The sequence below is a fragment of the Haloarcula limicola genome, assembly GCF_010119205.1.
GTDB classification, from domain to species: domain Archaea; phylum Halobacteriota; class Halobacteria; order Halobacteriales; family Haloarculaceae; genus Haloarcula; species Haloarcula limicola.
Genome location: NZ_WRXM01000001.1, coordinates 626646 through 648473, shown reverse-complemented (window position 1 = coordinate 648473; position 21828 = coordinate 626646). Strand labels below are relative to the sequence as shown.

The following is a 21828-nucleotide window of genomic DNA, read 5'->3' as shown; positions in this document are numbered from 1 at the left end:
GGAAGCGACCCGTTAAAGCCTTCCGTCCGCCCCCGAGGGCCGCCTGTCTCGGGACCGCCTCACTCGGGGCGCGGGCGGGCGACGACGCCGAGGTGGTCGTCGTGATAGGGCGACAGCCGTTCGGTTTCGAGCACCTCGTATTCCGATCCGATGTCGTCCAGCACCTCGTCGAAGACGCTCTCTGGGTCGGCGGTCACGTCCTCGCTCCGGGCCTTGATGGCCGCAAGCAGCCGGCCGTCGTCGCCGAGGAACCGCCGGTTCAACCTCGCCACGCGGCCCTGTCCGCGCGTCGCCACGTCCTGAACGAGCACGTCGACCGGCTCGACGACGTGGGCGTACGTCTCGGGTTTGCGGGCGTCCTTCAAGAGCGGGAAGAGGTTCGACCGGCGCTCGGCGACGCCGACCAGGTCCCGCGCGGGCCGCGGCGCGAACTCGACGGCGTAGGTCGGCCCGCCGAAGTCGGCGACGTGACTCACCGTCGTTCCGGCCGCCGCACCCAGATACAGCGTCGTCTCGCCGCCGGAGAGCCCGGTGTCCATCCCCAGTTCGAGCATCGCGCCGAGCTTCGAGCGGTGGGGGTCCCAACGCCGCCACTCGCCGTCGGTGCGCTCGCCGTACTCCGGATGGCCCCGCGTGGCGACGCTCGTCGTCCCGTCGAACTCGTGCCGTTCGACGCCGTCGGGGAGGCTCATTCCGCGTCACCCCCGCGCGAACGGATGCGCTCGATGCGCTCGTCCAGTTCCGCGTCGAGTTCGGGCTTTCGCTCGCCGCTGTAGTGGTCCACCCGCGCGGCGATGCTCAACTTCCCCGCGAGCGCTCTGGCGGCGGACCCGCGTTCCTCGCGGCGGGTCCCGCTGACGTACTTGTGGGTGAAGATGATGCCGTGCTTCGGCGAGGGGGCGTTCCCCTTGAGATGGGCGAACAGCGCGTCTTCAGCGCCCAGCACCTGAACGGTGCCGCTGGGTTGCTTGGCGAGCGGTTCGAGACCGCCGGCCAGCGAGATCAGCCGCGCGGCCAGCACCGGCCCGGCCAGCGCCGAGAGGTTCGGTGCGGCGGCGGGGGCGGTCCGTTCGATGAACGCCCGCAGCTCGTCGGCCTCCTCGGAGAGCGAGACGGTCCGCTCGGCCAGCGACCGGAGCGCCTCGTCGCCGCGGTTCTCCGACGCTCGCTCGGCTATCTCGCGGGCGTACTCGACGCCGCTCCCGCTCTCGCCGTAGCGACTGCCGCCCCACTCGGCGACCCGTTCGGCCAGTTCGTTAGCAGTGCGCTCGCAGTCGGCCATCGCCCGAACCGCGTGGACGAGTTGCTGATCGCCGGCCGTCTCGCGCTCGTGGACGGCGGCTTCCGTCGCCGTTATCGTCGCCCTCTGCAACCGCTCGTAGTACTCCGCTTCGTCGGCGGCGAAGCCGCTCTCGACGGCCTGCTGGGGCCAGTCGGCCGGCTCGTCGGCGCGCCCGCTCTCGATGCGGTCGGCCGCACCCGCCGCGTCCTCGGGATCGAGCCCCGCGAACCAGGCCCCCGTGTCTTCGGTCATATTGGGGATGAGTGGGCAGACGGGTATAGGTGTCATCCTTCTCCGTTCGTCCTGTCGAATAGATTCCGTAGCTTATCGATTGCTATCACGTATCCATACGCGTTTATATCCTACCAATGCGTATGTGTGATTGTTATGAGAGGACAACGATACCCCTTCGACGGCATGGACCGACTGTTCGACCAGATGCGCCGAGAGATGTTCGGCGGCGCGAGCGGTCCGGCTCTCGAAGACGCCAGCGGCTGGGACGCCGGAATCTCCATCGAGGAGACAGACGACGGCTTCGTGGTGCTCGCGGACCTTCCGGGGTTCGAACGCGACGAGCTATCGCTGAAGCTCCGCGACGACCGACTCCACCTCAGCGGCGAGCACGAGGTCGGCGAGGGGTCCACCTACCGCCGGCGGACCGTCTCCGAGACGATCGACCTCCCGACGCACGTCGACGCCGAGGACGCCAGTGCGACCTACCGCAACGGCGTGCTCGAAGTCCGGTTCACCGTCGAGGAAGAGTCCGACGAGGGCAACAGCATCGACATCGAATGAGCGAGACGCGGCCGACGCGGCCGCGCTCTGAGAAAACTTTTCGAAACGGGCCGAGTATGAACATCCCTTATGTATTTGCCCTCGCCGGCAAAAGCGGATGCCATGGCAGGGACACCGAGCTGGCGCGAGGCGGAGGCGGCCTACACCGACGAGGTGATCGGCGACGACACGCTGGGGGAGCTGTTCGCGGCGAGCGCCGAGCGGAACGCCGAGAGCGACGCCCAGCTGTATAAGGGCGGCGTCTACGACCGGTCGCTGACCGACGAGATTCTGTCCGCCGCGCCGCCGGGCGAGTACGCGAGCATCACCTACGGGCGGATGCACGAGCTCGTCAAACACCTCGCCGCGGGGTTCCGCGAACTCGGCGTCGAACCGGACACGCGCGTCGGCCTGTTCTCGAACACGCGCATGGAGTGGGCGCTGTCGGACTTCGCGCTGCTGTCGGCCGGCGGCGTCGTGACGACGGTGTACACCGAGTCCTCGCCGAAGCAGGTGCAGTACCTGCTCTCTGACCCCGGCGCGGAGGCCGTCGTCGTCGAGAACGCGGAACTCTTAGAGCGCGTGCTGTCGGTCGAGGACGATCTCTCGCTCTCCTTCCTCGTCGTGATGGACGAGTGTGACGTCGACCGGGATGACGTCTACTCGCTCGCCGACGTGTACGAGCGCGGCGAGGCGGCCTTCGAGGAGGACGCCTACCGCTCGTGGCTCGACGAGCGCGACCCGGACGACCTCGCGAGTCTCATCTACACCTCGGGGACGACCGGCCAACCCAAGGGCGTCCAGTTGACCCACCGCAACTTCCGGGCGAACGTCAACCAGACGCGAAAGCGCCTCGCGCCGCGGGCGGACAAGCACCCGGACCTGCCGGCGGTCACGTCCGAGACGACCTCGATCGCGTTCCTCCCGCTCGCACACGTCTTCGAGCGACTGGCCGGTCACTTCTTCATGTACGGCTCCGGGGCGGCCGTCGGCTACGTCGAACACCCCGATACGCTCGCCGACGACATCCAGAAGATTCGGCCGAACACCGGCGCGAGCGTCCCGCGGGTGTACGAGCGCATCTTCGGCAACATGCGCGAGCAGGCCAGCGAGTCACCGGTCAAACAGCGCATCTTCGAGTGGGCGATGGACGTCGCCCGCGAGTACGCCCGCACCGAGGACCCGGGTCCCGTGTTGAACGCCAAGCGCGGGCTGGCCGACCGACTCGTCTACTCGACGGTGAAGGAGAGGCTCGGCGGCGAGATCGAATTCATGGTCAGCGGCGGCGGCAGCCTCTCGAAGTCCCTCTGCGAGACGTTCCTCGGGATGGGACTGACCATCGTCGAGGGATACGGACTCACCGAGACGGCCCCGGTCATCTCGGTCAACCCGCCCGAGGACATCCGCCCGGGCACGCTCGGGATGCCCGTCGCAGACGTGGACGTGCGCATCGACGAGAGCGTCGTCGACGCCTCGGAGTTCGAGGACGTGACCGGTCCGCTCGGCGAACTGCTCGTCGACGGGCCGAACGTGACCACCGGCTACTGGGAGGAACCCGGCGCGACCCAGCGGGCGTTCACCGAGATCGGCGGGGCGCGCTGGTTCCGAACCGGGGATATCGTCGAGCAGACCCCCGACGACTTCCTGGTCTATCACGACCGCCTGAAGGAACTGCTCGTCCTCTCGACCGGGAAGAACGTCGCGCCACAGCCCATCGAGGACATGTTCTCGACGAGCGACCGCGTCGAGCAGATAATGGTCGTCGGCGACGACCAGAAGTTCGTCGCCGCGCTGGTGGTCCCGAACTTCGAGGAACTCGAACGGTGGGCAGACGCCGAGGGCGTCGACCTCCCCGAGGACGACTACGCGAAGTGCGAGGACGACCGCGTGCGGGCGTGGATACAGTCGGCCATCGACGAGACGAACGAGGAACTCGAGAAGATAGAGCGGATCAAGCAGTTCGAACTGGTGCCCGCCGAGTGGACGGCCGAGAACGACCTGTTGACCCCGTCGATGAAGAAGAAGCGACGCAACATCAGGGGCGAGTTCGAGGCGAAGCTACGCTCGATTTACGGCGACGAATACAACGCCGGAGACTGAGCGGCCGAGTATCGGCCCGCTGCCGCACAGAGGTCGCATATGGATTTTGATAATCGCCCCCTCGCGTTCAAGTGGCTGGTCGGAGTAGCGTGACCAATGGCCGCCGGTGACATCCGCGTCCTCCACGTCGACGACGACGAAGCCGTCACCGACAGCGCGGCGAGAGAGCTCGAACGGGACGGCGAGTTCCGCGTCAGCAGCAGTAACTCGCCGACGGACGCGCTCGACCGGTTCGACCCGGCGACGTACGACTGCGTCGTGAGCGAATACGAGCTCCCCCGAATCGACGGACTGGAGCTGTACGATCGGCTCGCCCCGCAGTTCGACCGTCCGGACTTCCCGTTCGTCCTCTTCGTCGAGCAGGGTAGCGAACGGGTCGCGGCGGAGGCGCTGAACGCGGGCGTCTCGGGCTATCTCCGGAAGGGAGGGCAGGACCAGTACGACGCGCTGGCGGCGCGTATCCGAAGCGCGACCGGTAGCCGCAGCAGACGGCGGTCCGGCGACGACGCCGACGGGTGCGCCCGAGCGCTGTTCGACGATTTCCCGGATCCGGCCGTCGTCTTCGACGTCGATGACGGCGATTCGCGGGTCCGGCGGGTCAACGACGCCTTCGAACGCGTCTTCGGATACGACGGCGAGACCGCCGCCGGGACGTCGGTCACCGAGTTGCTTTCCTCGACCGAGCGGGACACGGTGGCGACTTCGCTCGAGACCGCTCTCGTCGACGGCGCGGACGTCTGTCGAGAGGTGCGTCGGCAGACCGCCGACGGCGAGTGGCGCGACTTCCTATTCCGGAACGTCCGCGTCGAGCGAGCCGACGGCGACTCGCTCAGGTACGGCATCTACACCGACATCACCGAGCGGATGGACTACGACCGCTGCCTGACCGAACTGCACGAGACCGCCCGTCGGCTGATGGCCGCCGAGTCCAGCGACGCGGTGCTCGACCTCGGACTCGCGGCGGCCCGCGACATCCTCGGCCACGACCTCAACGCGATACACCTCTACGACGAGACCGCGGGGGGACTGGTCCCGGCGGCGACGACGGAGGCCACCGAGACCCTCCTCGGCGACGTGCCGACGTTCACCGAAGGCGGTGGGAGCATCGCGTGGAGCGCCTACGAGCGCGGCGAGGTGAGCGTCTGCGCCGACGTTCGGGACGATCCGGACGTCCTCAACCCGGAGACGCCCCTCCGCTCGGAGATGGTGCTGCCGCTGGGCGATCGCGGCGTCCTGCTCCTCTCCTCGACGGACGTGGACGCCTTCGACGACGCCGACGTCTCGCTGGGGAGCGTCCTCGCCGCGACCGTCCAGTCGGCGCTGCAGCAGGTCGAACGCGAACAGACCCTCCGCGAGCGAGAACGGGCGCTGGCTCGGCAGAACGAGCGCTTAGACGAGTTCGCGTCGATCGTCAGCCACGACCTGCGGACGCCGCTGGACCTGGCGGCCGTCCACCTCGAACTCGCCGTCGAGGGCCACGACGAGGAGGACCACCTCGAACGCGTCGCGGCGGCCCACGACCGGATGTCGCGGCTCATCGACGACGTGCTGACGTGGGCCCGCGACGGGGAGGCGGTCGACGCGACGGAGACGGTGTCGATTCGCTCGCTCGCCACGGGGTGCTGGGAGGCGCTGCAGACCGGCGACGCCGACCTCACGGTGACGACCGAGCGCGCGGTCGAGGCCGACAGGGAGCGCCTCCGTCGGGTGGTCGAGAACCTGCTGGACGACGCGCTCACTCACGCCGGCGAGGCCCCCAGCGTCCGCGTCGGCGACTTGGACGACGGCTCCGGCGTGTACGTCGAGGACGACGGCCCCGGCATCCCCGAGGACGAACGGGAGGACGTCTTCGACTTCGGCTACACCCTCTCGACGAGCGGCACCGGGTTCGGCCTCGCGATCGTCCACCAGATAATCGAGGCCCACGGCTGGGAGATCCGTGTCGCCGAGAGCGAGGCGGGCGGCGCGCGCTTCGAGATACGCTGTTAGCCGCGGTCGAGTCGCCGGACTCAAACGCGGCGGCCCGCTACCCGACGTATGACCGACGACTGGGCCGAGCGGCTTCGACGGAAGCGGGCCGAGAAAGACGACTTCTTCGCCGAGCACCAGCAGTCGCCGATCCCGCCCGAGGAGCGCGACGCCTTCGACGGGCTGGAGTACTTCGACCCCGACGGGACCTACCGCGTCGAGGCGACGGTTTCGCGCCACGAGGAGCCGGACCCGGTCGAGATGGAGACGACCGAGGGCCGCACCGTCCGGTATCTCCACCTCGCGACGCTCTCCTTCGAACTCGGCGGCGAGGCGTACGAACTGGCCGGCTACCGGCAGGCGGGCGACGAGTCGGGGACGCTGTTCGTCCCGTTCCGCGATAAGACGACCGGCCAGCAGAGCTACGACGGCGGCCGCTACATGGAACTGGAAGTGAGCGGCGACCTCGCGGACGGCGAGACCCTCGTACTCGACTTCAACCTCGCGTACTCGCCGTTCTGCGCCTACAGCGACACCTTCGACTGTCCGCTCCCGCCCGAGACCAACTGGCTGGACGTCTCGATCGAGGCCGGCGAGCGCGCGCCCTGACCGACGAGCGAACTGTTTTCACCGTGACGCCGCTAGAGCGGCGTATGTCCACTGCGTCTAGCAACCGCCCGCTCCTCCAATCGGCCGTGGCGCTGTTGTCCGCCCTCCTTCTCGGGGCCGGCGGCCTGCTGTTGGGCTTCGGCCTGATGATCCCCGCCGTCATCGCGCTCACGCTCGTCGGTCTCGAACTCACGCCGTCGCTGAACATCGTCCTCAGTCTGCTGTTCATCCAGGGCGTGGGCTGTGCGGGCGTCGCGTTCAGTTACGTGAAAGCCCGCCCGGCCGTCGCTCCGTGGGTCCGGTCGAAACTCGGCATCGTCGCGGAGTCGTCGGTGTTCGACATCCCCGCCGAGGTTCCCGACCTGCGTGACGCGATCACCGTCGGCGTCGGGTACTGCGTCGCGCTCGGCGGTGCCATCCTGGGCTCGGTCCTCATCACGCTCGCACAGCGGCTCACCGGGACGGAGTTAGAGACGGGGACGAATCAGGCCGCCCAGATAGGGATGGAGAACCCGGAGTTGCTCCTGTTGCTGATACCGGCGTCGGTCCTCGTCATCGGTCCGAGCGAGGAACTGCTGTTCCGGGGCGTCGTGCAGGGGCGCGTTCGCGAGGTGTTCAGCCCGGTCCCGGGCATCCTCATCCCGAGCGCCATCTTCGCCGGTCTCCACTGGTTCGCGCTCACCGGCGGGTCGGCGAGCGGGAACTTCGTGGCGCTCGGCATCCTCCTCGTCCCGGCGCTGGTCTTCGGAATCAGCTACGAGTACACCGACAACATCGTCGTCCCGTCGTTAATTCACGGGGTCTACAACGCGACGCTGTTCACGCTACTGTACGTCACAGTAGCGTACAGCGACCAGTTCGAAGCGGCCCAGCAGGCGCTGCTGGCCGCCTCGCTCTGAGACCGTGATGGACCACGCGAACGCCGGTTACGAGCGCGTCTTCGGCACCGACGACCTCACCGTCGGCGTCGGCTTCCCGCTGACAGACGCGAGCGAATCGCGACCCGACCACGAGACGGAACTGCGTCTCGCCGGCCACGCCGAGGAGCTCGGTTTCGACGCGCTCTGGGCCAGAGACGTGCCGCTGTACTGGCCCCGGTTCGGCGACGCCGGCCAGACGTTCGACCCGTGGACGTGGCTCACGGCCGCCGCCGCCAATACCGACGAGATCGCGCTGGGGACCGCGAGCGTCGTCCTGCCGCTCAGACACCCGCTCCACGTCGCCAAGTCGGCCGCGTCCGTGGACCGCCTCTCCGACGGTCGCCTCGTGCTGGGCGTCGCCACCGGCGACCGCGACCCGGAGTATCCGGCCTTCGACGTCGAGGCCGACGACCGCGGCGCGCTGTTCCGCGAGTCGGTCGACCTCCTGCGAACGGTCTGGCGCGAAGGGTTCCCCGAGGCCGAGGGTCGGTGGGGCCGCCTCGACGGCGATCTCGACCTCGTGCCGAAGCCGACCGCCGAGACGATACCGCTGTTACCGACCGGGAACGCCCGCCAGTCCGTCGAGTGGATCGCCGACAACGGCGACGGCTGGCTGTTCTATCACCTCCCCGAGGACACGCTCGAATCGTACCTCGACGAGTGGCGCGGGGCCGCGGGCGAGAAGCCCTACGCGATGGTCGTCCGGACGGTCCTCGCCGACGATCCGACCGCGGACCCGGAACCGGTCCACCAGGGGTATCGGGCCGGCAGCGAGTGGTTCGTCGAGTACTTCCGGACGCTCGACGCGATGGGCGTCGATCACGTCGTGGTCTCGACGCCGAGCGAGGACCCGGAGCGCGAACTCACGGCGCTGGCCGAGAGCGTGTTCGAGCGGCTCTGAGACGGCGGCGTCACTCCGCGTCGCCGTTCGCGTCGCGAGCCTCGCGGGCCGCGCGGACGTGGCGTCTGGCCTCCTCGGGCGTCATCCCGCGGACGCCACAGGCACAGGAGAGCAACTCGGGGTCCGAGAGGTCATCGACCTGCTCGCGCCGCGTGCGCGAGAGCGCGTCGCGCTCCTCGTCGTACTCGAAGTAGACGCGATAGCTGACCTGCGCCACGCCCTCGATCCGGTGTCGCTCGTCGGGCGCGGGGTTCTCGATGGCGTCGTCGTGTTCGGCCCGCATCGCCTCCTTCCACTCTCGTAGGTTCGCTTCCGGGTCGGCGTCCTCTGTCATACGACGGGCGAGGCGGCGCGTCGGCAAAAAGTGGGGTGACTGGACCGTGAGCGACTGGGTTCGATACCCCGGACTCCCGGGAGCGTTCAGGTCATGTTCCGGCAGCTCTCGGCGCACTCCGGCAGGATCTCCGCGCAGGCCCGGCAGTGGTCGTGGTCGTGCTGTTCGCACTCCTCCGCGCAGGCCTCGCAGGCGTCCGCACACGCTTCGGCGAGGTGGGAACTGAACTGCGAGTCCCGAGCCATAAATCGGGCGTGCAGCGACGCGATGTCGGCGACGTCGCGACAGAGCCGGGCGCACTCCTCCATGTCCTCGCTGCCGAGGCACTCGTCGGCACACCACTCACAGACCTCCGCGGCCCGCGTACAGAGTTCGATACACTCGCGCTGTTCCTCGCTCAGCCGATCGATCTCGGAAACGGTCTCTGACAGGGACATGCACGGGATAGTTCGGCCGGGGGGTTTTCGTGTCTTTCCGCTAACGTTCCGAACCCCGTTTTTCGGCAATGGTTACCCGAAGCGTACGGTCCGTGGTACCGTTCGAACCAGCTCCCTTCCGAGTGCTTCCCGCGCCTTGAGCAGGTGGTCGCGGCCGTCCGAGCGGAGCGACGGCCTCGGGGCTTCGCTCGCTATTTCGTAGCCGACTTTGGAAGCCAAGGTCGCGTCGCTGGACGAATCGCCACACCAAACCGGCTAGCCGACCGGCTGAGCCCCCGCAGTCGGCGGCCGTTCCGGCCCGTGACACCGGAACGATCGGCGGATCGAGAGGCGCTTTGGTTCGCTAGGCGAAATCGCGTTAAAACTGGGCGGCGTATCCCCGTCCATGGAGAAGAAAGAATACGCGGTCTTGGCGGTCATCGCACTGGCGACGGTCGCGGTCGGCGTATTCACCACCTCGCAACCGCTCTCGACGTTCTTCGTCGAGAGCACGCGCGAGTTCCTCACGACCACCGCCGCGATGGCGTGGATCACGTGGTGGGCGCTGGTCGTCGGGTTCGCCATCGCCGGCGGCGTCGAGGCGTGGACCTCCGACGAGAAGGTCTCGGACCTGTTAGAGGGCCACGGCCTCCGCGAGATCGGCTACGGGTCGCTGTTCGGGTTCGTCTCCTCGTCGTGTTCCTACAGCGCCATCGCCACGGCGAAGAACCTCTTCAAGAAGGGCGGCTCCGCGGCGGCGACCATCGGCGCGTTCATGTTCGCGTCGACGAACCTCGTCATCGAGATCGGCGCGGTCATCTGGATCCTGCTCGGCTGGCAGTTCCTGCTCGCCGACATCGTCGGCGGGTTCATCCTCATCGGGATGATGGCCTTCGCCTTCACCTATCTCGTCCCCGACGACGTCGTCGAACAGGCGCGGGAGAACGTCCGCGACGACGGCGAGCGGACGGTGCAGGACCCGGTCTGCGGGATGGAAGTGAACCCCGACGACGCCGACCACTCCATCGAACACGACGGCGAGACCTACTACTTCTGCTCGGAGTCGTGTAAGGAGAGCTTCGACCCCGAGGAGGCCAACACGACCATCCGCGAGCAGGCCACCTCGATGTCGGGGTGGAAGGCGCTCGCGGACAAGCAGTGGAAGGAGTGGGGGATGCTCTGGGACGAGATCGCCATCGGGTTCGTCTTCGCCGGTCTCATCGCCGGGTTCATCCCCGAGCAGGTGTGGACGACGGTGTTCTCCGGCGCGACGTTCGGCCTGCCGGTGTACGTCTTCTGGACCGCCGTCGTCGGCGCGCTCATCGGGGTCGCCACGTTCGTCTGCTCGGTCGGGAACGTCCCGTTCGGCGCGGTCCTGTTCTCGAACGGCCTGCCCTTCGGAAGCGTCCTGAGCTACATCTACGCGGACCTCATCGTCCCGCCCATCATGGACGCCTACCGGGACTACTACGGGACGAAGTTCGCGGCGCTGCTCTCGGGGATGATATTCGTCGCCGCCGTCCTGACGGGAATCATCATCCACTTCGTGTTCCTCGGGATGGGGTTCATCCCCGACCCGTCCTCGGTCCAGATCGCCGAGATAAAGATCGAGATGAACTACAAGATGGTGCTGAACGTCCTCGCCACCGGGCTGTTCCTGTTCCTCTACTGGCTCCACGCCTCGGAGTCGGCGGGGAGCGGAGAGGGCGAACACGCGCACATGGCTGACTGACGCCAGTTTCGTCGGACGGCGCTCGCCTTCGACTGCCGACGCGGAGGATATTTATTCGCTCGGTACTGGAATCGCAATAACCGACTCGTCGGTCAGTGCGCGTTCGCCGCGGTCGCGTCGACGACCCGACGCGACGCCGCAGAGACGAGTAGCGGACGAAGAGACACGATGGACGGATCACCCACCGACGACGCGGTCGCCGAGCCGAACAGCGACGGCAAACGAGGCGGACACGCGGCCCGAATACGATGACGCTGGCCAGCGTTCCGCGATACGAGCGCGAGCGCGTCGCCACCGTCGGCGACCGCGCCGTCGTCGTCGGCGCGAGCGTGGCCGGCCTCCTCGCCGCTCGCGTGCTCTCCGACGGGTTCGAGCGAGTCACCGTCGTCGAACGCGACTCGCTCTCCGAGGACTCGACCCCGCGGAAGGGGGTGCCGCAGTCGAGACATCCCCACGCGCTGTTGGAGGCCGGCCGCGCGACGATCGAAGACCTCTTTCCCGGCTACTGCGAGGACCTGCTCTCGGCGGGCGGCGTGCTGATAGACGGTGCCAGCGACGTCAAGTTCTACGACGAGGGCGATTTCCTCGCGGACGGTCCCGAACGGATCCCGCAGTACATCGCGACGCGGCCGCTCATCGAGTACGTCGCCCGGCGGCGGCTCGTCGAGTTCGACGGCGTGACCCTGCGCTCCGAGTGTCAGTGCGTCGAGTACCTCACGGAGAGCGACGCGACCGCCGTGACCGGGATACGGGCTCGGGACTCGAAAGACGAGGAGACGACGATCCCCGCCGATCTGGTGGTCGATGCCACGGGCCGGACGAGCCGAACCCCGACGTGGTTGGACGAACACGGTTACGGGAGACCACCGGTCGAGGAAGTCGAGGTGGACGTCCGCTACAGCACCGTCGACGTCCGACGGCCGCCCGACGACCGCCGCGCCGTCTTCGCGCCGGCCTCGCCGCCCCACACCCGCGGCGGCGTGGCGCTACCGGTCGAGGGGGACCGCTGGCTGGTGACGCTCCACGGGATGCACGGCGACAACCCGCCGGCGGACGCGGCGGGCGTCCGGGAGTTCGCCGCGGACCTGCCGACGCCCGAGATCCGGGACCTCCTCGAAGCGCACCCGACCGCCGCCGACGAGGTGGCGCAGTACCCGTTCCCGTCGAACCGCCGCCACCGCTACGAGGCGCTCGACCGGTTCCCCGGGGGACTGCTCGTGCTCGGCGACGCCATCGCGAGTTTCAACCCGATCTACGGGCAGGGGATGTCCGTGGCGGCGCTCGAAGCGCTCGTCCTCCATCACACCCTCGCCGCGGGCGGCCGAACCGACCTCGCGCCCCGGTTCTTCGACCGGGCCGAGAGCGTTGTCGACGACGCGTGGCTGCTGGCGGTCGGGGCCGACTTCCAGTTCTCTGCGACCGACGGGCAGAAGCCCCGAGGTTCAGATCTCTTCAACCGATACCTCTCCCGTCTGACTCGCAAGGCCCACACCGACGGCGTGCTCCGCGACGCGCTCTATCGCGTCATCATGATGGAGGTGCCGCCGACGTCGCTCCTGCGACCCGAGATCGCGTGGCGGGTGCTGAAACCGACGTAGCCGCGGCTACTCGCGACTCACCGTCGCCCGGCACTCGGGAGCGAAGACGTCTCGAACGGGTCGAAGTGAACGTTCGAGACCCCGGCGTCGAGGGACTCGCTGACGCCGTCGCCGCCGCCGTCGGCGAGAGCGCCGGTCACGGGGTCCTCGTACGGCGTCGCCGGGTCGCCGATGCTCGACGGCCCGTCCGACGCGCCCCAGTAGTTGCCCGTCGCCTCGACCACGTCCTCGAAGGCCGGGATGCCGTCCTCGGGCGGGTTGTCCACGTTGCGGAGCCCGTACTCGCTGTTGCTACAGATGACGTTCCCGTCGTAGACGTGCCCCCGCGTCTCACCGCCGCTGTGGAGGACGCCGCCGCGGTTGCCGACGATTCGATTGCAGGACAGCTCGTGGTCGATCGTGATGAGTCCCAGCCAGATACCCCGGTCGTTGGACTCCACGTCGTTGTACTCGAACGTGTTGTTCTCCGGGCCGCCGTAGACGTTCGGGCTGCCGACGGTCCGGAACCCGATGCCGGAGTCGGCGAGCATCGAGTCTCGGACGGCCACGTCCGTGACGCCGTATCGGAGCGAGACGCCGGTTCCGTTCTCGCGGGCCGTGACGCCCTCGACCCGGCCGCCGGTGACCTCCTCGTAGCCGATCGCCGTCTCGAAGCCGGTCACGGTGAGGTCCTCGACCTCGACGTTCTCGCGGATGGGGATGGGGCCGCCGCTCGTCGCGCCCAGATTCGCACCCACGCCGGTCCCGCTCCCGTCGCCGCTGAGCGTGTAGCCGTTGCCCCGAATCGTCACGTCGTCGGCCTGCACGTCGATGCAGACGCCGCTCCCCGTCGAGGCGATGTCGCCGACGACCTCGTACGTCCCCGGCGACGTGATGGTCGTACAGGACGATATCTCGTGGCTGGTGAGCGAACGAGCGGCGTCGCCGCCGGTCGATCCTCCGCCGGTTCCGTCTCCCCCGACGGCCTCACGCGTCGCCCCTTCCGGTGACGGGTCGGTACTCGCGACGCCCTGTCCGCTGCCGACTGCGAGGAGCGCCCCCGCCGCCCCTGCGGTTTTGAGGAACCGCCGTCGGGATTCGGTGACAGCGTCGTCGCCTGAACTGCGAGCCGGTCTCTTTCCCATGACCCACACGTCGCCACCCCGGCTGAAATAAGATATTCGCGAATGGACGTTATATGAAAGCGACACGATGGGGTAGATACGTTCGAGCGGGAACTCACGGGGGTCAGACGCGGGCGACGCGAGCGTTTCCGACGCCTCCGGAGAGCGCTGAACCGGCAGCGTTCGGGAGAGCGCCGCCGAGGCGGTCACAGCTCGGACGACGAGATAGCCGGCAATGGAGGTTTGTGCGTCGGGACCGAACGGCCCGACGTGACTCAGACCGATACCAGCGCGCAGTCGGAGCCGGAGTCGAGCGTCGACTCCGCGCGGACCGCGGCGAAAAGCGGTCGGGAGTATCTCTCGAAGGCCGCGCCGTATCTCCGGCGCGGCGTCGAATCGGACGCGGTGACCGCGGCCATCGGCGGGACGGGTCTACTCGGCGGCCTCAGAGCGCTCCGCGACGGCGAGCGCGGGCGCGGGCTCGTCGGGCTCGTCGTCGGTGCCGGGTTCGTCGCGCTCACGCTCGCCCGGCGGCGGTTCCGCCACCGCGGCGAGGAACTATCAGTCGAGGAGGCCGACGTGGCCGACACCGGCCCGGACGTCGAGGCGGTCGCCGACGAGGCCGGCGGCGTCGGTGAGGGAGACGGCGCTACCGACGAGGCGGTCGCGGACGCCGTCGATACCTCCCCGGACGTCGAGAGCGTGGAATCGGACGCCGAACCCGAGTCCGAGCCCGAGAGCGGAACGAACGACGGAACGGCGACGACCGAGGAGGGCGCTACCGCCGACGACAGCGAGGCGGAGGACGTCGACCGCCTCGGTGAGGCGGCCTTCGACGGACAAAGCCGAGAGGTGCCGGCACCACAGCGGGCCTTCGACCGGGGCTTTCTGGCGCACTCGGCCGAGGCGTTCTGGGGGATCCGCTCGGGTGACGACGCCGTACTCGTCTCGCAGGACTACGACGCCATCGAGGGGCAGGACGAGGTCCACTACGTCGCCAGCAGCGAGATCGGGGCAGACGCCCGCGAGCTCCCGATCCCCGATGTCATCCTCAACCACTGGAACGAGGTGCTCGACGACGCCGCCTCAGTCACCGGCGGCGACGACGTTCTGTTCGTCACTACCGACCGTCTCGCGGCCGACGGCGTGCTTCGCGTGCTCCCTTCGAAGCGGGCCGACGGCCGCGCCGAGTGACGGTCGGGACGCTGCTGTGACGCGGCGTTTCTCGTACGGACGGGCGTTGTTCCGCAGTCTGCCCCTCTGACCCTCTCTCTCCGGCTAACCCATCGTCCGCCAGTTGTGGAGCAGTGCGTTCATCTCGACTCACCGCGAAGAGATTTCCAATGCCTGCTAACGTGCTCGTCGCCTTCGACGGCTCCCCGCTCTCAGAGCGCGCGCTCACGTACGCTATCGAGACGTTCCCGGACGCGTCCATCACCTCGATCTACGTCATCAATCCCATCGACTCCGTCATCGACGTGGAGGCCGGCGGCTTACCGGTCGCCGAGGACTGGTACGAGAACGCGAAAGAGGAAGCGACCAGAACCCACGAGGCGGCCGCGGCCCTCGCGGCGGAACGCAATACCGGAATCGATACCGTCACGGAAGTCGGAAAGCCGGCGCGAGCGATCCTCGAATGCGCTGACGACCGCGACGTCGACCAGATTGTCATGGGCAGCCACGGCCGATCGGGAATCGACCGCGCGCTCCTCGGGAGCGTTGCCGAGACTGTCACCCGCCGAGCGCGGATCCCGGTGACGATCGTCAGTTGAGTCGTTCGGACCAGAATGACGAGGGTCGAGAAACCGCCCGCACGCGGCAGACGAGGACGTAGGGACGTATCGACAGTGCAAAAGCGACACGCTTCGTATGGAGAAACCGCGTGACAGTTACCGAATCACCCCCGCTATCGACGTGTACTGTCCGGATCGAACGGCGAGGCGGTCGCGGGGAAGCGGGGGCGCGAGCGCTCGAACGACACCTCCGAGAGACGCCCGGGGTTCACGACGTCGACGTCTCGTTCCGAACGGGGAGCGTTCGGCTCACCTACGACGGGAGCGTCACCTCCGAGGAAACGCTCAGACAGGCGGTCCGCGACCGTGACGTCTCCATCCAGGACGAGCCCGACCCGGCACCCGACGAGACGACCTCTCGCTCGGAACTCAGACGCGAGGCGTCGTTCGTCGGTCTGACGCTGGTCGGCATGGTGACCGGCCTGGCGATGGGATGGCTCGACGGGCCGTCTCTCCTCGTTTGGGCCGGCTACGGCGTCGCGTACGTCTTCGGCGGGTGGTACGGGCTCGTGGGAGCTATCCAGACGCTCCGCCACCGCGCGGTCGATATCGACCTGTTGATGATCGTCGCCGCGCTCGGCGCGCTCTCGATCGGGGCCCCCTTCGAGGGAGCGATGCTCCTCTTCCTATTCTCGCTGTCGAACACGCTCCAACACTACGCTATCGGGCGTTCGCGCCGGGCGATCAAGTCCCTCGTCGAGATGCGACCGGACGAGGCACAGGTCCTGCGCGACGGTACGGAAGTCACCGTCCCCATCGACGAGGTCGCCATCGGCGACGTGTTCGTCGTCCGACCAGGCGACCGAATTCCGCTCGACGGCGTCGTCACGTCCGGCGAGGGGACGGTCGATCAGGCCTCGCTCACCGGCGAGTCCGTCCCCGTGCCGAAGGAACCCGGCGACGAGGTGTTCGGCGGGACGATCAACGAGAGCGGGAGCCTCGAAATCGAAGTCACGCGGCAGGCCCACGAGTCGGCGATCAGCCGCCTCATCCACATGGTCGAACGCGCTCAGAGCGAGAAGGCCCCGACGCAGCGGCTCATCGACCGACTGGAGCAACCGTACGTCCTCGGCGTGTTCGCGCTCACGATCGCGGCGATCGCGATTCCGGTCGCGCTCGGGAGCGAGTTCACGGGGACGTTCTATCGGGCGATGACGCTCATGGTCGCCGCCTCGCCGTGTGCGGTCATCATCTCGACGCCGGCGGCGGTCCTCTCGGCGATCGCGTCCGGCGGCCGGCAGGGCGTTCTGTTCAAGGGCGGCGAACACGTCGAGACCGCGGCACGCATCGACGCGGTCGCGTTCGACAAGACCGGGACGCTCACGCGGGGCGACACGCAGTTGACCGACGTGTTCGTCCGTGACGGGGCGGCGGACGGCACGCTGACCGAGGACGGACTCCTCTCCATCGCGGCCGCAGTGCAGGCCCGCTCGGAACACCACCTCGCTCGTGCGACCGTGCGGTCGGCGGAAGCCCGGTCACTCGCCGTCGCCGACGCGGAGCGGTTCCAGTCAGTCGCCGGGAAGGGAGTCAGAGCAGACGTCGACGGCAGCACAATCCATATCGGCAATCGCAGTTACTTCGAAACCGTTCTCGGCGACGCGGCGATCGACGGTCTCGAATCGGGCCTCGACCGGCTCGAAACGTTAGAGGCGGAGGGAAAGACGAGCGTCCTCGTCGCGCGAGAGAGTGAGGGCGAAGTCAGCGTCTTGGGGTGGCTCGCCTTCACCGACACCGTTCGCCCCGACGCCGCCGAGATGATCGACGACCTCCGCTCGCTCGGCGTGCAGCACATCGTCATGCTGACGGGCGACAACGAGCGCGTCGCGCGGCGGATCGCCGACGAGGTCGGCATCGACGAAGTCCAGGCGGAGTTGCTGCCCGAGGAGAAGGTGGCGACTATCGAAGCGCTGACCGAGCGACACGAGAACGTGGCGATGGTCGGCGACGGCGTCAACGACGCGCCGGCGCTCGCCACGGCGACCCTCGGCATCGCGATGGGCGGCGCGGGGACCGACGTCGCGCTCGACACGGCCGACGTGGTGCTGATGGGCGACGACCTCAGCAAGATCCCCTACGTGCTCGGCCTCGGCCGGAAGACCCGTCGAACGCTCGTCATCAATCTCACCATCGCGTTCGGCGCGATCGCACTCATGGTGGGCGCGATACTCCTCCGAGGGCTCCCGCTTCCGCTCGCAGTGGTCGGCCACGAGGGCTCGACGGTCCTCGTCTCGCTGAACGGCCTTCGGTTGCTCGGCTTTCGCGGGTGAGCGCTTTCTACTCTCGGGACCTAGCCTCTCGGGATCGCTATCACCGACTGTTCTCTGAAGAACACAGCGAGAAGGGAGTCGAGTACCGGAACGTCTGTCTCAGTGAGAGATGTGTCTGGGAGCGTATCCGAAATGTGCGCCCGGAACACTAACGACCGGCGTCATCCTCGGCCGTGTGCCACGTCGGCCGGCAAACCCTCGTGCCGGGCGGTCGTCCGTCAGGACGACAGGTGCCGAAGCGGTGTAAACCGCTGAGGCGGGCGGCGACGCAGTCGCCGCCAACTGCCGAGCCGGCTGACGCCGGCTCGAAGGTCGTCCGTCAGGACGACGATTGCCGAGGCGGTTTACGACCGCCAGTCGGGCGACGTGAGCCGCCGGATGTCGCGCGCCCGGGTTCTCCGGACTGTCATCGTCCCGGTGACGGGCCTCGGCCGGGGATTGAAGGCACGCAGCGGCGCTAGTCGGCGCTCGTATCTAAGGGTGGCGTTCAGACGGCGTAGTCGTCCTCGCGCAACTGGACGTAGCGGGCCTTGCGGTTGCTGAACTTCCCCCACTTGTAGCGGGCGACCAGATCGAGGCCGTGGAGGCCGCCTCTGAGCGCGGCGTCGGCCTTGATGCCGCGGGCGTCCATGAGGTCCTTCGCAGTCGTGAACGCGCGGTCCCAGTCGGTCGGCCCCCAGTCTCGAACCAAGTCGGCGAACGTGACGTTGCGCAGGACCTCGTCGCCGATGGCGGCCTGCCACTCGTCGTTGTAGCGTTCGAGGCGGTCCGCGGCGGCGAGGCGGCCGGCGATCCGCCCGGTCCGGACGGCGACGTGGTCGCCGCCCTCGTGAAAGGCGGACGTCGCGCCCATCGCGCCGCCGGTGACGGCGATACCCGCCCGGACCGGCGATTCGATGGGGCGCGTCGAGGAGATCGGGTAGGTCTCGGTGCCGCCGGATTTCCCGCGGTCCGTGACGAGCGGGAAGTCCTCCAGTTCGTAGTCGGGGAACTGGCGTTCGAGCAATCGCTCGACGTACTCGCGACCGCGCGGTATCCCCTCGTCGTCGTCGCGCAGCAGCGCCCACTCGCGCTTGTCGTAATCGGCGATGTCCAGCCCGATGGGCATGGTCAGGCCGATGCGGGCGACCGGCGCGTCGTTCGGAAAGATCCAGGGATAGGCCGTGTGGCCGGGCATGATACCCCACCAGAACTCGATGAAATCGGGGTCGAACAGCTCCTCGGGCATCCGGCGGTGTTCCTGATAGGCGATGTGGTTGGCCTCCGTCGAGGGCATCCTGTCGCTCAGCTTCCGCCCGGCGGGGAGGAACTGGTCGAGCACGCCGCCGGTGACGGTCCGCTGTGGACCGTCGGCCAGAATCAGGTGGTCGGTCTGGACGTCTTCGCCGTCGGCCAACCGAACGGTGTGTCGCGGCGTCCCCGCGAGACCGGTCTCGACGCCGGTGACGCTGACGCCCACCCGGTAGTCGGCGCCGGCGTCTTCGGCCCGCTCGCGGAGCCAGTCGTCGAACTTCGCGCGGTGCATCGTGAAGCCGAAGCCGTCGTAGCTCGCGTCGATCCCCGTCTCCGTCAGCGCGAGTTCGCTGTCGGGACCGTAGAACTTCGCGCCGTCGAGTTCGCTGAGGACCACGTCGTCGGGGAACTCCTCGAAGTCGAACTCCATGATGTCGAGCCAATAGTCGAGCAGTCCGGCAGCGTCCGTCGAATCCGGGCCGGTGCCCGCGCGGTCGGCCCGGGGAACCCCCTTTTCCAGGACGACTGCGTCAGCACCGCGGGAGGCGGCGGCCTCGGCGGCCGACGACCCCGCGGGGCCGCCGCCGACGATCGCCACGTCTACGCGTTCCATACGCGCTACGGTGCCACCCCGACGGCTAAAACCTGTTTGTCTCGCTCGGTCGCGTTAGAGCGATTCCTGCGCGGTGGGGGAGTCTCTGGTACTCGGTGGCAGTTCGTCGACCGCGTCGCCGGAGAGCGAAGCGGCTTCGACCGTCCGTCGCTCCCGTTCGAGGCGGGCGACAGCGTCGCGGTACGTCGCGTCCCCGTCGAGTTCGGTCTGGTGGACGTGCTGCTCGACGGTCGCGATCCGGGCGGCGAGCGAGCAGAACCGGCGGAAGCGGTCCCCGTACTCGCCGAGTGTCGTCGCCCGGTCGAGGAGACCGAGCACGTCCTCCCGGCCGACCGGTTTCTGTAGATACTCGTCAACCGGGATCTCCAGGAGTTCCGTTCCCGGCTCGATACCGCTTATCATGGCGACGAAGGCGTCGGCGTCGCGCGCGGCGAGTTCGGTCGCCACTTCGACTCCGTCTTTCCGGGACATCTCCCGATCCAGGATCACGACGTCTACGGTCTCGTCGAACCGATCGAGCGCCTCGACGCCGTCGGCGGCCGTCACCACGTCGAACGCCTCCCGCAACCAGATTCGGTAGAGCGTCCGACAGTCCGCTTCGTCGTCGACCACCAACACCGTTCCGACTGTCTCGACCATTACTACTGGTGACGGGAAGTTCGAACATATAGTATACACTCCCTTCGAACCGTTCAGGACCGTTCAAATCGCCCGTTTTCGGCACGTTAGCGCGATTTTCGAGACTTCACGCCGACGTCGCCGCTACCGTTTTCCCGTTCCCGCGGCCAGCGGTGATATGGCGAAAGTCCTCGTCCGGAACTACAGCGTTCACGGGATGCCCGCCGACCAGTACGCGACCGAGCTCCGCGAACGGCTTCCCGGTCACGAGGTGGTCCTCGCTCGGACGCCCGCACTGGAGCGAGAACACGTCACCGACGCGACGGTGATCGCGGGCGGTTCGATCTCGACCGAACTCTTGGACAGCGCCGACTCCCTCCGGCTGTTCGCCGCCAGCAGCGCCGGGTACGACCACCTCCCGCTCTCCGAGCTGGCCGACCGCGGCGTCGCGGTGACGACGGCGTCGGGCGTCCACGGCCCGAACATCGCGGAGTACGTCCTCGGCGCGTGGCTCTCGTTCACCCGGGAGTTCTTCACGGCCAGGCGGCGACAGGAAGCGCACGCCTGGCACTCCTTTCGGGCGTCGGAGTTCGGGGGCAGTCGCGTCTGCGTCGTCGGCATGGGCGCGATCGGCGAGGCCATCGTGGACCGACTCCACGGCTTCGACGTGGAGACCGTCGGCGTCCGTCACTCCCCGGAGAAGGGCGGGCCGACCGACGAGGTGTACGGCTACGACGAGATACACGAGGCAGTCGCCGACGCGCGGTACGTCGCGGTCGCGTGCCCGCTCACGGACGTGACTCGCGGGCTGTTCGACGCCGACGTCTTCGAGACGATGCACCCCGAAGCCGTCCTCGTCAACGTCGCCCGCGGCCCCGTCGTCGAGACGGACGCGCTGGTCGCCGCTCTCCGGCGGAACCGCCTCGGCGCGGCCGCGCTCGACGTGACCGACCCGGAGCCGCTGCCGAACGACCACCCGCTCTGGGACTTCGAGAACGTCCTCGTGACGCCGCACAACGCCGGACACACGCCGAAGTACTACGAGCGACTGGCAGACATCGTCGCCGAGAACGTCCGCCGCGGTGTCGAGAACGGCGAGTGGAGCGGTCTGAGGAATCAGATCGAGCCGTAATCAGGACCTCGCCGTGCGATAGCCGTCCCGAATCTCGTAGCCCCAGTAACCGAGGACAGAGACGCCGACCACCGCCGCGAGGAGCGTTTCGAGGCGAACCCCGGCCACCTCGACGCCGCCGTATCGGACGGCGGCGACGAACGCCGCGACGGCACCGAGGACGAGGCCGACGAACCGCCAGCGAGCGGCGACGGGAACCGCCTCGCCGTCACCGCGCAGCGCGAGGTAGACGTGCGACCCGGCGAACAGAACGAGGTACGTGGCGGCCGCCAGCAGGAGGGACGGAGCGGCGTTCAGGTCGCCGAACTGTGCGGAGAGCGCGGCCAGCGCCATCGCCACGGCGACGGCACCGAACTGCGCTATCGTATCGCGGGAGACCATATACGGTAGTCGTCGTCTGAGCGGGACAAAAGCTTCGTGGTCCGGTCAGTG

20 protein-coding genes are annotated in these 21828 nt (G+C 68.2%); 12 read left to right on the top strand and 8 right to left on the bottom strand.

Annotation, left to right across the window (positions count from 1 at the left end; translation table 11 throughout):
* Positions 1-59: 59 nt before the first annotated feature.
* Both GO488_RS03300 and GO488_RS03295 read right to left on the bottom strand, forming a co-directional pair.
* Positions 60-692 carry a fibrillarin-like rRNA/tRNA 2'-O-methyltransferase gene (locus GO488_RS03300; protein ID WP_162316371.1) on the bottom strand — a complete coding sequence of 211 codons (633 nt, stop codon included), beginning with the start codon at positions 690-692 and terminating at the stop codon, positions 60-62.
* Positions 689-1534, bottom strand: a complete 846-nt coding sequence (locus GO488_RS03295) for an NOP5/NOP56 family protein (protein ID WP_162316370.1) — start codon at positions 1532-1534, stop codon at positions 689-691. Before GO488_RS03295 ends, GO488_RS03300 begins: the two co-directional genes overlap by 4 nt.
* Before the next feature lie 135 nt (positions 1535-1669).
* Here GO488_RS03295 and GO488_RS03290 point away from each other — a divergent pair, with 135 nt between their 5' ends.
* From GO488_RS03290 to GO488_RS03265, 6 genes are all read left to right on the top strand, one after another.
* Positions 1670-2077, top strand: coding sequence for an Hsp20/alpha crystallin family protein (locus GO488_RS03290; protein WP_162316369.1), 408 nt, complete (start codon positions 1670-1672; stop codon positions 2075-2077).
* A gap of 102 nt (positions 2078-2179) precedes the next feature.
* Positions 2180-4156 carry an AMP-dependent synthetase/ligase gene (locus GO488_RS03285; protein ID WP_162316368.1) on the top strand — a complete coding sequence of 659 codons (1977 nt, stop codon included), beginning with the start codon at positions 2180-2182 and terminating at the stop codon, positions 4154-4156.
* A gap of 96 nt (positions 4157-4252) precedes the next feature.
* Entirely contained in the window at positions 4253-6145 is a 1893-nt protein-coding gene (locus GO488_RS03280; RefSeq protein WP_162316367.1) for a hybrid sensor histidine kinase/response regulator, read from the top strand.
* A gap of 48 nt (positions 6146-6193) precedes the next feature.
* On the top strand, positions 6194-6733 hold the full coding sequence (locus GO488_RS03275; RefSeq protein WP_162316366.1) for a DUF1684 domain-containing protein: 540 nt from the start codon (positions 6194-6196) through the stop codon (positions 6731-6733).
* A 44-nt stretch (positions 6734-6777) separates the two neighbouring features.
* Positions 6778-7632 (top strand): CPBP family intramembrane glutamic endopeptidase, encoded by an 855-nt coding sequence (locus tag GO488_RS03270; RefSeq protein WP_162316365.1) that lies wholly within the window; start codon positions 6778-6780, stop codon positions 7630-7632.
* Positions 7633-7639: 7 nt separating this feature from the next.
* Positions 7640-8554 (top strand): TIGR03571 family LLM class oxidoreductase, encoded by a 915-nt coding sequence (locus GO488_RS03265; protein WP_162316364.1) that lies wholly within the window; start codon positions 7640-7642, stop codon positions 8552-8554.
* Between the two features lie 10 nt (positions 8555-8564).
* Here GO488_RS03265 and GO488_RS03260 read toward each other — a convergent pair whose 3' ends face one another.
* Complete coding sequence (locus GO488_RS03260) at positions 8565-8888, bottom strand: hypothetical protein (RefSeq protein ID WP_162316363.1); 324 nt, start codon at positions 8886-8888, stop codon at positions 8565-8567.
* An 86-nt stretch (positions 8889-8974) separates the two neighbouring features.
* Complete coding sequence (locus GO488_RS03255) at positions 8975-9325, bottom strand: four-helix bundle copper-binding protein (protein ID WP_162316362.1); 351 nt, start codon at positions 9323-9325, stop codon at positions 8975-8977.
* A gap of 385 nt (positions 9326-9710) precedes the next feature.
* Here GO488_RS03255 and GO488_RS03250 point away from each other — a divergent pair, with 385 nt between their 5' ends.
* Positions 9711-11036 carry a permease gene (locus GO488_RS03250; protein ID WP_162316361.1) on the top strand — a complete coding sequence of 442 codons (1326 nt, stop codon included), beginning with the start codon at positions 9711-9713 and terminating at the stop codon, positions 11034-11036.
* A gap of 248 nt (positions 11037-11284) precedes the next feature.
* Positions 11285-12634 (top strand): FAD-dependent oxidoreductase, encoded by a 1350-nt coding sequence (locus GO488_RS03245; protein WP_162316360.1) that lies wholly within the window; start codon positions 11285-11287, stop codon positions 12632-12634.
* A gap of 17 nt (positions 12635-12651) precedes the next feature.
* Here GO488_RS03245 and GO488_RS03240 read toward each other — a convergent pair whose 3' ends face one another.
* Positions 12652-13758, bottom strand: coding sequence for a NosD domain-containing protein (locus GO488_RS03240; RefSeq protein ID WP_162317528.1), 1107 nt, complete (start codon positions 13756-13758; stop codon positions 12652-12654).
* Between the two features lie 249 nt (positions 13759-14007).
* On the opposite strand from GO488_RS03240, the gene GO488_RS03235 reads away from it, so the two are divergent.
* From GO488_RS03235 to GO488_RS03225, 3 genes are all read left to right on the top strand, one after another.
* Positions 14008-14931 (top strand): hypothetical protein, encoded by a 924-nt coding sequence (locus GO488_RS03235; RefSeq protein ID WP_162316359.1) that lies wholly within the window; start codon positions 14008-14010, stop codon positions 14929-14931.
* Positions 14932-15080: 149 nt separating this feature from the next.
* A complete protein-coding gene (locus GO488_RS03230; RefSeq protein WP_162316358.1) occupies positions 15081-15509 on the top strand; it encodes a universal stress protein in 429 nt (142 codons plus the stop codon).
* A gap of 110 nt (positions 15510-15619) precedes the next feature.
* Positions 15620-17800 (top strand): heavy metal translocating P-type ATPase, encoded by a 2181-nt coding sequence (locus GO488_RS03225; RefSeq protein ID WP_162316357.1) that lies wholly within the window; start codon positions 15620-15622, stop codon positions 17798-17800.
* A 487-nt stretch (positions 17801-18287) separates the two neighbouring features.
* Here the strand turns inward: GO488_RS03225 and GO488_RS03220 are convergent, their stop codons facing one another.
* Positions 18288-19646: an NAD(P)/FAD-dependent oxidoreductase gene (locus GO488_RS03220; RefSeq protein WP_162316356.1), complete on the bottom strand. Its 1359-nt coding sequence runs from the start codon at positions 19644-19646 to the stop codon at positions 18288-18290.
* A gap of 54 nt (positions 19647-19700) precedes the next feature.
* Entirely contained in the window at positions 19701-20285 is a 585-nt protein-coding gene (locus GO488_RS03215; RefSeq protein WP_162316355.1) for a response regulator, read from the bottom strand.
* 157 nt (positions 20286-20442) lie between these two features.
* Between GO488_RS03215 and GO488_RS03210 the strand changes: the two genes are divergently transcribed.
* Entirely contained in the window at positions 20443-21396 is a 954-nt protein-coding gene (locus GO488_RS03210) for a D-2-hydroxyacid dehydrogenase (protein ID WP_162316354.1), read from the top strand.
* Here the strand turns inward: GO488_RS03210 and GO488_RS03205 are convergent, their stop codons facing one another.
* Positions 21397-21777, bottom strand: coding sequence for a hypothetical protein (locus GO488_RS03205; RefSeq protein WP_162316353.1), 381 nt, complete (start codon positions 21775-21777; stop codon positions 21397-21399).
* Between the last annotated feature and the right edge of the window lie 51 nt (positions 21778-21828).